12 protein-coding genes are annotated in these 12,895 nt (G+C 71.0%); 6 read left to right on the top strand and 6 right to left on the bottom strand.

Annotation, left to right across the window (positions count from 1 at the left end; all coding sequences use genetic code 11):
• Positions 1-70: 70 nt before the first annotated feature.
• Genes egtA through egtD form a run of 4 tightly spaced genes read left to right on the top strand, consistent with a single transcriptional unit; the run spans position 71 to position 4,408 of the window.
• Positions 71-1,345: an ergothioneine biosynthesis glutamate--cysteine ligase EgtA gene (egtA, locus tag M1203_RS14905; protein WP_249950161.1), complete on the top strand. Its 1,275-nt coding sequence runs from the start codon at positions 71-73 to the stop codon at positions 1,343-1,345.
• Positions 1,342-2,691 carry an ergothioneine biosynthesis protein EgtB gene (gene egtB, locus M1203_RS14900; RefSeq protein WP_374402989.1) on the top strand — a complete coding sequence of 450 codons (1,350 nt, stop codon included), beginning with the start codon at positions 1,342-1,344 and terminating at the stop codon, positions 2,689-2,691. The genes egtA and egtB overlap by 4 nt, the downstream gene beginning before the upstream one ends.
• The gene (gene egtC / locus M1203_RS14895) at positions 2,691-3,449 is read left to right on the top strand and encodes an ergothioneine biosynthesis protein EgtC (RefSeq protein WP_249950160.1); all 759 of its coding nucleotides are present in this window, start codon (positions 2,691-2,693) and stop codon (positions 3,447-3,449) included. The genes egtB and egtC overlap by 1 nt, the downstream gene beginning before the upstream one ends.
• Complete coding sequence (gene egtD / locus M1203_RS14890; protein WP_249950159.1) at positions 3,446-4,408, top strand: L-histidine N(alpha)-methyltransferase; 963 nt, start codon at positions 3,446-3,448, stop codon at positions 4,406-4,408. The genes egtC and egtD overlap by 4 nt, the downstream gene beginning before the upstream one ends.
• Here egtD and M1203_RS14885 read toward each other — a convergent pair.
• The 3 genes from M1203_RS14885 to M1203_RS14875 form a co-directional block, all read right to left on the bottom strand.
• The gene (locus M1203_RS14885) at positions 4,303-5,250 is read right to left on the bottom strand and encodes a 1-acyl-sn-glycerol-3-phosphate acyltransferase (protein WP_249950158.1); all 948 of its coding nucleotides are present in this window, start codon (positions 5,248-5,250) and stop codon (positions 4,303-4,305) included. The two genes, egtD and M1203_RS14885, sit on opposite strands and share 106 nt — an antisense overlap.
• Positions 5,247-6,047: a GNAT family N-acetyltransferase gene (locus tag M1203_RS14880; protein ID WP_249950157.1), complete on the bottom strand. Its 801-nt coding sequence runs from the start codon at positions 6,045-6,047 to the stop codon at positions 5,247-5,249. Before M1203_RS14880 ends, M1203_RS14885 begins: the two co-directional genes overlap by 4 nt.
• 306 nt (positions 6,048-6,353) lie before the next feature.
• Positions 6,354-7,604: an extracellular solute-binding protein gene (locus M1203_RS14875; RefSeq protein WP_249950156.1), complete on the bottom strand. Its 1,251-nt coding sequence runs from the start codon at positions 7,602-7,604 to the stop codon at positions 6,354-6,356.
• Between the two features lie 251 nt (positions 7,605-7,855).
• On the opposite strand from M1203_RS14875, the gene M1203_RS14870 reads away from it, so the two are divergent.
• A complete protein-coding gene (locus M1203_RS14870) occupies positions 7,856-8,071 on the top strand; it encodes a dodecin (protein WP_249950155.1) in 216 nt (71 codons plus the stop codon).
• Positions 8,072-8,089: 18 nt separating this feature from the next.
• Here the strand turns inward: M1203_RS14870 and M1203_RS14865 are convergent, their stop codons facing one another.
• Positions 8,090-8,578 (bottom strand): hypothetical protein, encoded by a 489-nt coding sequence (locus M1203_RS14865; protein WP_249950154.1) that lies wholly within the window; start codon positions 8,576-8,578, stop codon positions 8,090-8,092.
• A gap of 428 nt (positions 8,579-9,006) precedes the next feature.
• Between M1203_RS14865 and M1203_RS14860 the strand changes: the two genes are divergently transcribed.
• Positions 9,007-10,188, top strand: coding sequence for a Cmx/CmrA family chloramphenicol efflux MFS transporter (locus tag M1203_RS14860; RefSeq protein WP_249950153.1), 1,182 nt, complete (start codon positions 9,007-9,009; stop codon positions 10,186-10,188).
• A 7-nt stretch (positions 10,189-10,195) separates the two neighbouring features.
• Here M1203_RS14860 and M1203_RS14855 read toward each other — a convergent pair whose 3' ends face one another.
• Positions 10,196-10,945 carry a succinate dehydrogenase/fumarate reductase iron-sulfur subunit gene (locus M1203_RS14855; protein ID WP_129771376.1) on the bottom strand — a complete coding sequence of 250 codons (750 nt, stop codon included), beginning with the start codon at positions 10,943-10,945 and terminating at the stop codon, positions 10,196-10,198.
• Entirely contained in the window at positions 10,942-12,894 is a 1,953-nt protein-coding gene (locus M1203_RS14850) for a fumarate reductase/succinate dehydrogenase flavoprotein subunit (protein WP_249950152.1), read from the bottom strand. The genes M1203_RS14855 and M1203_RS14850 overlap by 4 nt, the downstream gene beginning before the upstream one ends.
• Between the last annotated feature and the right edge of the window lies 1 nt (position 12,895).

Below are 12,895 nucleotides of genomic sequence, written 5' to 3'. Positions count from 1 at the left end.
TTGGACGAAGCGCTTCGCCCCCGACCTGGGAGCGGAGTCCGGTCACGGTCTTCGACAGGAGGATCCGGCCATGTCATCCGACGGTTTCACCGATGAGGGAACACCACTCGGCGAGGACGACGCCGAGGATCTGCTACGCGGTATCTGTTTCAAGACGGGCCCGCCCCGCACCGTGGGTGTGGAACTGGAATGGCTCGTGCACGACCTGCGCTCCCCGGAAAGAGCGGTCCCGGCCCACCGCCTCAGAGAGGCGTACGAAGGGCTTCGGACCCTGCGTCTCGCATCGGCACTCACCTTCGAACCCGGCGGCCAGCTGGAGCTCAGCTCCCCGCCCGCCGCGTCACTGATGGAGTGCATCACCACCACCGCCGCGGATCTGGACACCGTACGCCCGGCGCTGCGTACGGCGGGACTCGCGCTCGCGGGTCTCGGACAGGACCCCTGGCACTCCCCGCATCGCCTGCTGCGTGAGCCGCGCTACGACGCGATGGAGACCTACCTCGACCGGATCGGTCCGGCCGGACGCGCCATGATGCGGAAGACGGCCTCCATCCAGGTGTGTCTGGACGCGGGCCACGAGGAGCCGGGGCCGCTCGGTTACGGCCGGCGCTGGCAACTCGCCCATCTGCTGGGCGCGGTGCTGGTCGCCGCCTTCGCCAACTCCCCCATGAGCGAACGCAGACCGACCGGCTGGCGCTCCACCCGGCAGGCGATGTGGGCACAGCTGGACCCGGCCCGTACGGCCGCGCCCTCGGCGCGGTACGAGCCGCGTACCGCCTGGGCCGCGCATGCCCTGGACGCACCGGTGATGTGCATCCGCGCGGAGAAGGGGCCCTGGCCGGTGCCCGACGGGCTGACGTTCCGCGAGTGGATGCGGTCAGGAGTGCCGCGTCCGCCGGTGCGCGCGGATCTCGACTACCACCTCACGACGCTCTTTCCGCCCGTCCGGCCGCGTGGTCATCTGGAGTTGCGGATGATCGACGCCCAGCCGGGTGAGGACGGCTGGATGGTGCCGCTCGCCGTCACCACCGCGCTCTTCGACGATCCCGAGGCGTCGGAGACCGTCTACCGCACCGTCAAACCGCTGGCGGAGACCGCGGGTTCGCTGCCCGCGCCCCGCAATCTCCTCTGGGCCAACGCGGCGCGGCACGCGCTGAGCGACCCGGAGCTGCACGCCGCGGCGATCGTCTGTTTCGCCGTCGCCCAGGAAGCACTCCCGCGCATCGGTGCCACGCGGGCCGTACAGGACGCGGTCGCGGCCTTCAACGACCGCTATGTCGTGCCCGGCCGATGTCCCGCCGATGATCTGCGCGCCTCTGTGAACGGGAAGGACCCCAGGACATGACCGACTCCGCGAAGACCATGGACGGCGCGGACAGCGCGGAAGCCGTCGAGATACCTGCGGAGCGGCTTCGGCGGCGTGCCGTCGAGGCCCTGACGGCCGCCCGGGACCGTACCGCTCTGCTGACCTCCTGCGTCGACGACCACGAGCTGACCGCGCAGCACTCACCGCTGATGTCCCCGCTGGTCTGGGATCTGGCGCATATCGGCAACCAGGAGGAGCAGTGGCTGGTGCGGACGGTGGCGGGACGCGACGCCATCCGTCCGGAGATCGACTCCGTCTACGACGCCTTCGAGCATCCCCGGTCGGCCCGCCCGACGCTGCCGCTGCTGCCGCCCGCCGAGGCACGCGCCTACGCCTCCGACGTACGCGGCAGGGTGCTCGACATCATCGAGCACACCCCGCTGCACGGCGGTCCGCTGCTGGACGCCGGGTTCGCCTTCGGGATGATCGCCCAGCACGAGCAGCAGCACGACGAGACGATGCTCATCACCCACCAGCTGCGCAAGGGCCCCGCCGCGCTGACCGCGCCCCCGCCGCCCGCCGGGGACACCACCGGTCTCCCCGCCGAAGTGCTCGTACCCGCCGGGCCCTTCACGATGGGCACCTCCACCGAGCCCTGGGCGCTGGACAACGAGCGCCCGGCCCATCAGCGGCTCGTCCCGGCGTTCTTCATCGACACGGTGCCGGTGACCAACGGTGCCTATCAGCACTTCATCGAGGAGGGCGGCTATACGGACGAACGCTGGTGGGCACCGGCCGGCTGGGAGCAGATCCGTACGCACGGCATCGGCGCTCCGCAGTTCTGGCGGCGCGAGGGCGGGCAGTGGCTGCGCCGCGCGTTCGGTGTGGTGGAGCCGGTGCCCGCGGACGAGCCGGTGCTCCATGTCAGCTGGTACGAGGCCGACGCGTACGCCCGCTGGGCGGGGCGGCGGCTGCCGAGCGAGGAGGAGTGGGAGAAGGCCGCCCGCCACGACCCCGTCTCCGGCCGGTCGCTGCGATATCCGTGGGGTGACGACGAGGCCACCCCGGAGCGGGCCAATCTCGGCCAGCGCCATCTGCGGCCGGCCCCGGCGGGCAGCTATCCGCGGGGCGCCTCCCCGCTCGGCGTACGGCAGTTGATCGGGGACGTCTGGGAGTGGACGTCGAGTGATTTCCTGCCCTATCCGGGGTTCGCCGCGTTCCCGTACCGCGAGTACTCGGAGGTGTTCTTCGGCAGCGCCCACAAAGTGCTGCGGGGTGGCTCGTTCGCGGCGGACGCGGTGGCCTGCCGGGGCACGTTCCGCAACTGGGATCTGCCGGTGCGCCGCCAGATCTTCGCCGGCTTCCGCACCGCGAGGGATGTCTGATGTGCCGCCATCTCGCCCGGCTGGGACCGCCGGTGGCGCTCGGTGAGGTGCTGGTCGCACCGCCGCACGCGCTGTTCCGGCAGTCCTGGGCGCCGCGCCGGCAGCGCAACGGCACGGTCAACGCCGATGGCTTCGGGGTGGGGTGGTACGCGGACGGCGATCCGCTGCCCGCGCGCTACCGGCGCGCGCGGCCCATCTGGGGCGACCTCGGATTCACCGATCTGGCGCGGGTGATCCGTACCGGCGCCCTGCTCGCCGCGGTGCGTGACGCGACCGAGCCGGGCGCCGACGGGGAGGCCGCCGCCGCGCCGTTCGCCGACGGGCCATGGCTGTTCAGCCACAACGGCTCGGTCGGCGGCTGGCCCGGCAGTCTCGCGGCGCTGGCCGCTTCCCTGCCCGCCGAGGAACTGCTCACCCTGGCGGCCCGCAATGATTCCGCGCTGGTGTGGGCGCTGCTGCTGCACCGGCTGCGGGCCGGTGACGAACTCGGCCAGGCGCTCGGCGACACCGTCCTCGATGTCGCCGCCGCCGCGCCCGCCTCCCGGCTCAATCTGCTGCTCACCGACGGCGAGCGGATCGCCGCGACCGCGTGGGGGGACACCCTCTGGTATCTCACCGACCCCGGGGGCCATCGGACCGTGGTGGCCTCCGAGCCGTACGACGACGACGCGCGCTGGCGCGAGGTCCCCGACCGCACCCTGCTCGTGGCGACCCGCGACGACGTGCAGTTGTCCCCTCTCAAGGAGCCACCCGAGTGAGCCCGTTCCTGCTGACCCGCACCCTGCCCGAGGACGCCACGGAGGCCGCTCTGCGCGCCGATGTGCTCCAGGGACTGACCCGTACGCCCAAGGTGCTGCCTCCCAAATGGTTCTACGACTCCCGGGGCAGCGAACTGTTCGAGGAGATCACCAGGCTGCCCGAGTACTACCCGACCCGCGCCGAGCGGGAGATCCTGCTCGCCCGGGCGCCGGAGATCGCGGCGGCGACGGGGGCGCGGACCCTCGTCGAGCTGGGCTCCGGATCGTCCGAGAAGACCCGTCATCTGCTGGACGCGCTCACCGGTCTGCACAGCTATGTGCCGGTGGATGTCAGCGAGAGCGCGCTGACCGGGGCCGCCGAGTCCCTGCTCGCCGAGCACCCGGGACTCCAGGTGCACGCGCTCATCGCCGACTTCACCGAGGGGCTGGCGCTGCCCGACACCCCGGGCCCCCGGCTGGTCGCGTTCCTCGGCGGCACGATCGGCAATCTGCTGCCGGCGGAGCGCGCGTCGTTCCTGGCGTCGGTCCGGGCACTGCTCGCGCCCGGCGACGCCCTGCTGCTCGGTACGGACCTGGTCAAGGACGAGTCCGTACTGGTCAGGGCGTACGACGACGCGGCCGGGGTGACGGCCGCCTTCAACAAGAACGTCCTCACCGTCATCAACCGGGAGCTGGGCGCCGACTTCGATCCGCGTGACTTCGACCATGTGGCGCTCTGGGACGCCCAGGACGAGTGGATCGAGATGCGGCTGCGAGCGCGCCGGGACCTCACGGCGAAGGTCCCGGAGCTGGATCTGGTGGTGCACTTCGCGGCCGGCGAGGAGGTGCGTACGGAGGTGTCGGCGAAGTTCCGTCAGGACCGGGTCCGCACCGAACTTGCCGGGGCGGGAATGGAGTTGACGCACTGGTGGACGGATGAGGAGGGCCGGTTCGCGCTGTCGCTCGCGACCGCTGTGTGAGGGACACCGTCCGCGACCGCGGTCCGGGCGACGCCGTCGTCCGTGACCGTGCGGGCGATGCCCGACCGGGCGTCCCTGGCCAGTTCGCGGCGGTCGGTGTGGCGCCCGGCGGGGATCAGTGGGAGGACCGTGATCTCCGCCGTGAGCCCGCCGGCCGTCACGACCCGCCACAGCGAGGCGGTGATGGTGTCGTCCCCGACGAACGCCGGGGCGCCGGACGGCTCCCCGTCGGGTGCGCGGTAGGTGATACGTACCGGGCGGACGGCGGCGTTCGCGTCCAGCGCCGCCTGGAAGACGGCGGTGGTGAACCGGCCGTGCTCGCGCCCGCACCAGGTGCAGGCCTCGGGGAAGACGATCACCCGCGAGCCGGCGGTGAGCGCGGTGGACAGGGTCCGTACGGTCGTGGGCAGCGCCCGCAGCCGCTCCCGCTCCACGAACAGGGTCCCGCCCAGCGCGGCCAGCGCGCCCAGCAGCGGCCAGCTCCGTATCTCGCTCTTGGCCAGCATCCGCCCCGGGAAGACCGCCGCGAGCAGCGGTATGTCCAGCCAGGAGACATGGTTGGCGACGACCAGCACCCCTGGGCCGCGCCCCGGCGGGGGCTCCCCCACCACGCGGACGCGCAGGCCGAAGAGCCGGAGGGCCATGCGCGCCCAGCGCCGGGTGAGCCGGTCCCGTGCCGCCCCTCCCAGGAGAGTGAGGAAGGGGGCCACCAGCGCACCGGCCAGGACGAGACCGACCCCCGCGAGCAGCCGCAGGGACCCGATCAGCACTCCGACCGAGGGTCCCTGGTGGGTGGAGCAGTCACGCGGGGTGCAGGGCGCGGTCGGCAGCCAGGCGCTCATGCGCTGGGGGCCAGCGAGAGGAAGTGCCGCAGATAGCGCGGGTTGGTGCGGCGCATCGACAGCAGCACATACAGGTCGGCGACGCCGAACTCCGGGTCGTGCGCGGGCGCGCCGCACACCCAGGCCCCGAGCCGCAGATAGCCGCGGAGCAGCGGCGGCAGCTCGGAGGGCTTGGCAGCGGCGGCGGACGCGTCGGGGGTCCAGAGGCGGTGCGGGGTGACCCAGTACTCCTCCGGCGCGAGATGCTTCTCCTTCACGGTGCTCCAGGTCGAGGCGGCGAGCGCGCCACCGTCGGCGAGCGGGACCGAGCAGCAGCCGGCCAGCCAGTTGTAGCCGGTGTCGGTCATATAGCGGGCGAGCCCGGCCCAGATCAGGGCGATGACGCCGCCGGTGCGGTGCAGGGGGTGGACGCACGAGCGGCCGACCTCGACCAGATCGTGGCGGATCGGGGCGAGCCGGGAGAGGTCGAACTCACTGTCGGAGTAGATCCGTCCGGCGGCCCTGGCGCGCTCGGGCGGCAGCAGCCGGTACGTACCGACGACCTCGCCGGTGCTCTCCTCGCGTACCAGCAGGTGGTCGCAGTACGCGTCGAATTCGTCGACGTCCAGTCCCGGTTCCGGGCCGTCGAGCCGGGCGCCCATCTCACCGGCGAAGACCAGGTGGCGTAGCCGTTGCGCGGCCCGGACGTCCTCCTGGTCACGGGCGAGGGACACGATGTAGCGCGGCTCCGCGGGGCCGGTGGCCGTCCCGGGGGCGGGTGCGGCGGCGACGAGGGGAGCGGGTGCGATGGCGGACATGTGGACTCCTGTGCCGGTAGGGAAGGCAGGCCACCGGGATCCGCCGCTCGCGCGGCGGGCCCGGCACCTAGTTTCTTCCGTGGCCGACTGGATTTGACATGACCACACGGAGGAGAACGGATGTGAGACGGCTGAATGGCCGGGAGCGCGCGGGGCCGGGGTCCGCGCCCCGGGCGCCCCCCTGCGAATGCGGCCCGCCCCGTGAGAGACCCCCGACGCACCGTAGGAGCCTCCGGACGAATCGACGGGAATCTGGGCCGAACCGCGTGAAACCCGGGCGTAACCGTGGGAAACCCGGAACGGCCCTCAGCCGGAGAGCAGCTCCGCACTGATCATCTCCGAGGCCGCCTTCGCCGACTCCTCCGGGTCCCCACCCTCGAGGACGGCCGTCATATACGGCTTGATCGGGTTGTCGGCCTCGACGTTCGCCCACTGCGGGGAGTTCGGGGTGGCCCGCCCCCGCGCGGCGCCCTCGGCCATCGCCGCCGCGCTCGCGTCGCCGCGGATGACCCCGGCGAGGGTCGTCTTGTTCGGTACGTAGCTCATCGTCCGGGCGAGATCCGTCTGCCAGACCTCGCCCGCCAGCGCCTTGACCACCTCGACGGCGGCGGAGTGATGGCTGGAGTTCTTCGGCACGATCAGATCGGAGCCACCGGTGAAAACGGCCCCCGGCTCATCGGCGGTCTTGCCCGGAATGGGGAAGAAGCCGAGCTTGCCCTTCAGTTCGGGGTTCTTCTCCTCGATGATCCGTGCCGAGCTGGGGGTGGAGATGATCTGCGCGACATCGCCCTTGGCGAAGATCTCGGCCTGCGGAGGCTTGGCCTCGTCGGAGTTCTTCGGTCCGTTGCCCAGCGACTGGAGGTCCTTGTAGAAGTCCATGCCCCGCAGCGCGGCGGGCGTGTGGATCGCCCCCTGCCACTCGGCGCCGGACTCGACGGCCAGCTCGCCGCCCTCGTCCCAGATGAACCCGGCCAGGGTGTACCAGTCCTGTCCGGCGAGATAGATGCCCTGGTTCCCGCCGCGGTTCAGCTCGGCGGTGTCGTCCAGCCACTGTTCTCTGGTCTTGGGCGGTTCCTCGATCCCGGCGAGCGCGAACAGATCCTTGTTGTAGATCACGACGCGGTTGGCCGCGTACCAGGGGATGCCGAACTGCGCGCCGTTGATGCTGCCCGGCTGGGCGAGACCGGGCAGCCAGTCCTCGCTGCCCAGATCCCGTACCGACTCCAGGGTGAGATCGCGCAGATTGCCGCTCTCCGCGTACTGGGCGACCTGGGTGTTGCCGACCTCGATCACATCGGGCGCGTCCTCGCCGTCCAGCGCGGTCATCACCTTCTCGCCGATACCGGTCCACTCCTGGATCTTGATGTCGAGCCGGACGGACGGATGCCCCTTCTCGTAGTCGCTCACGAAGCGCTTGAGGAAGTCGTCCGAGACGCTGTCCTTCATCAGCCAGACGGTGACCGTCACGGAGTCGCCCCCACCGGGCAGTACTCCGCAGCCGCAGAGGGCGACGGAGGCCACAAGAGCCACGGAACAGGCGAGAGGGCGGTTCTTCACGTAGGTCAACCTTCTGGCGTGAGGGCACGGTGCAGGAAGAGGGCCCGACGTGGGGGGAGCGAACGGGTTCGCACGGGTGTGTGGGATTTTGGTATGGACCAAACGGCCGGTCAAGTCCCGGAAGCGAACAGAAAGCAGACGGAAGGGGGGCGGAGGGCCATCCGGCGCCGGAAGTCTCGCGGGCGGACGCGTGGTGGGGCACGGTGGTGTGACACCGCGACACCCGTGACGCGTCAGAGGAGAGCGCCCCCATGTCCCATCACACCTACCGGGTCACCGAGATCGTCGGCACCTCGCACGAGGGCATCGACGACGCCATCCGCAATGGCATCGCCCGTGCGTCCCAGACGCTGCGGGGTCTGGACTGGTTCGAGATGACGGAGGTACGGGGCCATATCGTCGACGGCGACATCGAGCACTACCAGGTCGGACTGAAGGTCGGCTTCCGCCTCGACGACGCCGGCTGAGCGGCGGCCGGGCCGCCGTCAGGTGCGGCCCTCGCGCTCCTGCGCGTCCTTCAGCGCCTGTGAGGTACTCGCCCAGCGGGCCCGTACGACCCTGAAGCCCGCCCGTTCGGCCGCGTCGCAGACCAGTTCGTCGTCGTCCACCAGCATCCGCACCTCCCGGCGTCCGGCCAGCCTGCGCAGGATCTCCAGTTTGGTCGTACGCGCGGGCCGCCGGTCGTCGTTCCGGCGCATCCAGATCCGCCCCTCGGGCAGTCCGTGCTCGCGCAGCCACGCCACCGTGTCCGCGCGACAGCGCTCGGGACGGCCGGTGAGATACATGACCTCGCACTCCTCGGTGGCCTCCGCCACCATGCGTACGCCGTCGGCCAGTGGTGTGTCCTGGCCTGCCGCGCCGAAGAATCCGCTCCAGTCACGGGGCCTGCGCTCCAGGAAATGCTGACGGTGTCCGGTCTCCGCCAGCGTGCCGTCCAGGTCGAATATGGCCAGCGGCCTGCTGTTCGCTGTCATCCCGCTCCCCGTCGTCCGTGTCACGTCCGCCAGCTTAAGTCGTGTCCGGGACCACAACGCGTTCGACATCGCGCGCCCCGCCCCGCTAGCCTGCCGCCATGTCCAGTCCCGAGGCGTCAAGACTCTAGCCACCGGTCGTCCGGTGGCCTGCTCGCGTTGTCGTGCCGACAAGCTCGGCGGCCCAAGGGGCCGTTGACGCTCTCGGCCGCTGCCCGCCGCCATCGGATCGCCGTAGGCCCTGTCCGGCGGACAGGCCCTAGTACGGACTGTGTTCGGCCTCGACCGGGCGTCACTTCCCTGACGCCGGAGGCCCTTCGCGCGGTGGTCGCCGTGTCCCGCGATCCACCGCCGCCCTGTCGGCGTCCTCGCCGACCGCCTTGTCGATCCATTCGGTCACACGATCCACCGTGTGGTTGTGGAGTTCTGTCATGCCATTCGCTCTTTACCTCCTCGGACTGGCGGTCTTCGCCATGGGGACGTCCGAGTTCATGCTGTCCGGCCTCGGGCCCGACATCGCACACGATCTGGGGGTGTCCATCCCGGCGGCGGGGTCGCTCACCTCCGCGTTCGCCGTGGGGATGGTCATCGGCGCGCCGCTGATGGCGATGCTCAGTCTGCGCTGGTCACGACGGCACGCGCTGCTGGTCTTCCTGCTCACGTTCCTGGCCGTCCATGTCGTCGGCGCGATCACCACCAGTTACGGGGTCCTGCTGGTCACCCGGGTCATCGGGGCCCTGGCCAACGCCGGGTTCCTCGCGGTGGCGCTGGTGACCGCCACCGGCATGGTCGAGCCGAACGCCAAGGGCCGTGCCACCTCGGCGCTGCTCGGTGGTGTCACCATCGCCTGCGTCGCGGGCGTTCCGGGCGGCGCGCTGCTCGGTCAACTGTGGGGCTGGCGCGCGGCGTTCTGGGCGGTGGCGATCGTGTCCGTGCCCGCCGTCGTCGCGATCCTGCGTGCGGTGCCGAGCGGCGGCGGCGCCGCTCGGACGAGCGTACGCCGGGAACTGCGCGCCCTGCGCGAGCCCCGGTTGCTGGTGACCCTCCTGCTGGGCGCACTGGTGAACGGCGCGACCTTCTGTACGTTCACCTATCTCGCACCGCTCCTCACCGAGGTGGCCGGACTCGAATCCGCTTGGGTGCCCGCCCTGTTGGCGCTCTTCGGGCTGGGTTCGTTCGCCGGGGTCACCATCAGCGGCCGGCTCGCCGACGTACGGCCCGTCCCGCTGCTGGTGGCCGGCGGTGTGGCGCTGCTCGTCGGCTGGGCCGTCTTCGCGCTGACGGCCGGCAACCCGGTGGCCGCGGGCGCGTTCGTGTTCGTGCAGGGGACGCTTTCGTTCGCCGTCGGCTCCACGCTGATCTCACGGGTGCTGTACGCGGCGACCGCGGCGCCGACCCTGGCCGGCGGGCTCGCGACGGCCGCGTTCAACGTGGGCGGCGCGATCGGGCCATGGGCCGGGGGCGTCGCGATCGGCGCCGGACTCGGCTTCCGCGCGCCGCTGTGGGTCAGCGCGCTGCTGGTGGCCCTCGCCCTCGCCACCGCCGGCGTCGCCCACGGAGTGCGGCGCCGGACGGCGAACGAGCGCGAGGAGGTACCCACGCCGACCTCCTGACGCGGCGTCAGGAGCGTGAGACCTTACGGGTCGCCCGCAGCCACTCCTTGTTCATCGCCGCGATGGACGGCAGCGGGATGCCCTTCGGGCAGGCGGTGGCACACTCACCCGCGAGGGTGCAGCCGCCGAAGCCCTCCTCGTCCATGGTCGCGACCATGTCGAGGACCCGGGTCTCACGCTCCGGCGCGCCCTGCGGCAGCACATTGAGATGATTGATCTTGGCCGAGGTGAAGAGCATCGCCGAGCCGTTGGGGCAGGCCGCCACACAGGCGCCGCAGCCGATGCACTCCGCGTGCTCGAAGGCGAAGTCGGCGTCGGGCTTGGGGACCGGTGTGGCGTGTGCCTCGGGCGCCGCGCCGGTGGGTGCGGTGATGTAGCCGCCGGCCCCGATGATCCGGTCGAAGGCGGAGCGGTCCACCACCAGGTCCTTGACCACCGGGAAGGCCCCGGCCCGCCAGGGCTCGACATCGATGGTGTCGCCGTCGTCGAAGTGCCGCATATGGAGCTGGCAGGTGGTGGTGCGCTCGGGGCCGTGGGCGTCGCCGTTGATGACCACCCCGCACGCGCCGCAGATGCCCTCGCGGCAGTCGTGGTCGAAGGCGACCGGCTCGTCGCCCTTGAGGATCAGCTCCTCGTTGAGGGTGTCCAGCATCTCCAGGAACGACATGTCCTCGGAGATACCGTCGATGCCATAGGTGACCATGGCGCCGGGGGCGTCGGCGTCCGGCTGTCGCCAGACGCGCAGGGTGAGCCTCATGCGTAGCTCCGCTGGGTGGGGTGGACGTACTCGAAGACGAGGTCTTCCTTGTGCAGGACGGGCGCGGTGCCGGTGAACTCCCAGGCCGCGGCGTACGAGAACTCCTCGTCGCGGCGGGCCGCCTCACCGCCCTCGGTCTGTGACTCCTCGCGGAAGTGGCCGCCGCAGGACTCGGCGCGGTGCAGGGCGTCGAGGCACATCAGCTCGGCCAGTTCCAGATAGTCGACGATGCGATTGGCCTTCTCCAGCGACTGGTTGAGCTGCTCGCCGGTGCCCGGCACCTTGATCCGGCGCCAGAACTCCTCGCGGATCTGGGGGATCCGGTCGAGGACCTTGCGCAGGCCCTCTTCGGTGCGGGCCATACCGCAGTGTTCCCACAGGAGTTCGCCGATCTCCTTGTGGAACGAGTCGGGCGTACGGTCGCCGTCGACGGCGAGCAGCAGCCGCAGCCGGTCCTCGGTGTCGGCGAGCGCCTCGGCCACCTCGGGGTGCGAGTCGTCGAGCTCGTCCTGGTGCGGGTTGCGGGCGAGATAGTCGTTGATGGTGGACGGGAGGACGAAGTAGCCGTCGGCCAGGCCCTGCATGAGCGCGGACGCGCCGAGCCGGTTGGCTCCGTGGTCGGAGAAGTTGGCCTCGCCGATCGCGAAGAGCCCCGGCACGGTGGTCTGGAGGTCGTAGTCGACCCAGAGCCCGCCCATCGTGTAGTGGATCGCCGGGTAGATCCGCATGGGCACCTCGTACGGGTTCTCGGCGGTGATCCGCTCGTACATCTCGAAGAGGTTGCCGTACTTCTCCTCGACCGCCTTGCGGCCGAGCCGGGCGATGGCGTCGGCGAAGTCGAGATAGACGCCCTGTCCGCCGGGGCCGACGCCGCGCCCTTGGTCGCAGACGTTCTTCGCGGCCCGTGAGGCGATGTCGCGCGGGACGAGATTGCCGAAGGACGGGTAGATGCGCTCCAGGTAGTAGTCGCGTTCGTCCTCGGGGATCTCGGCCGGGGGCCGCTGGTCGCCACGCGCCTTCGGCACCCAGATGCGGCCGTCGTTGCGCAGCGACTCACTCATCAGCGTCAGCTTGGACTGGTGGTCGCCCGAGCGCGGAATGCAGGTGGGGTGGATCTGGGTGAAGCACGGGTTGGCGAAGTAGGCGCCGCGCCGGTGCGCCCGCCAGACGGCGGTGGCGTTGCTGTTCTTGGCGTTGGTGGAGAGATAGAAGACATTGCCGTAGCCACCGGAGGCGAGGACGACGGCGTCCGCGAAGTAGGAGGAGATCGCCCCGGTGATCAGATCGCGGGCGACAATGCCCCTGGCCCGTCCGTCGATCACGAGCAGATCGAGCATCTCGGTGCGCGGGTGCATCTCGACGGCGCCCGCCGCGATCTGCCGGGACAGCGCCTGGTAGGCGCCGAGCAGCAGTTGCTGGCCCGTCTGGCCGCGGGCGTAGAACGTACGGGAGACCTGGACGCCGCCGAAGGAGCGGGTGTCGAGGAGCCCGCCGTACTCCCGGGCGAAGGGCACGCCCTGGGCGACACACTGGTCGATGATCTCGACGGAGACCTCGGCGAGCCGGTGGACATTGGACTCGCGCGCCCGGAAGTCGCCGCCCTTGACGGTGTCGTAGAAGAGCCGCTGGATGGAGTCGCCGTCGTTGCGGTAGTTCTTGGCGGCGTTGATGCCGCCCTGTGCGGCGATGGAGTGGGCGCGGCGGGGTGAGTCCTGGTAGCAGAACTGGACGACGTGGTAGCCCTGTTCGGCGAGGGTGGCGCCGGCGGCGCCGCCCGCGAGGCCCGTGCCGACGACGATCACGGTGTGCTTGCGCCGGTTGGCGGGGTTGACGAGCTTCGCCTCGAAGCGGCGCCGGTTCCAGCGCTCGGCGACGGGTCCGTCCGGCGCCTTGGTGTCGGCGATCGGCTCACCGACGGTGTATTCGGCGTAGTTGGTGGGTTCGTTCATG

The organism is Streptomyces sp. 35G-GA-8 (genome assembly GCF_023534745.1).
GTDB lineage: Bacteria > Actinomycetota > Actinomycetes > Streptomycetales > Streptomycetaceae > Streptomyces.
The sequence above is the reverse complement of the archived record's forward strand: the minus strand, read 5'-3'. Positions and strand labels throughout refer to the sequence as shown.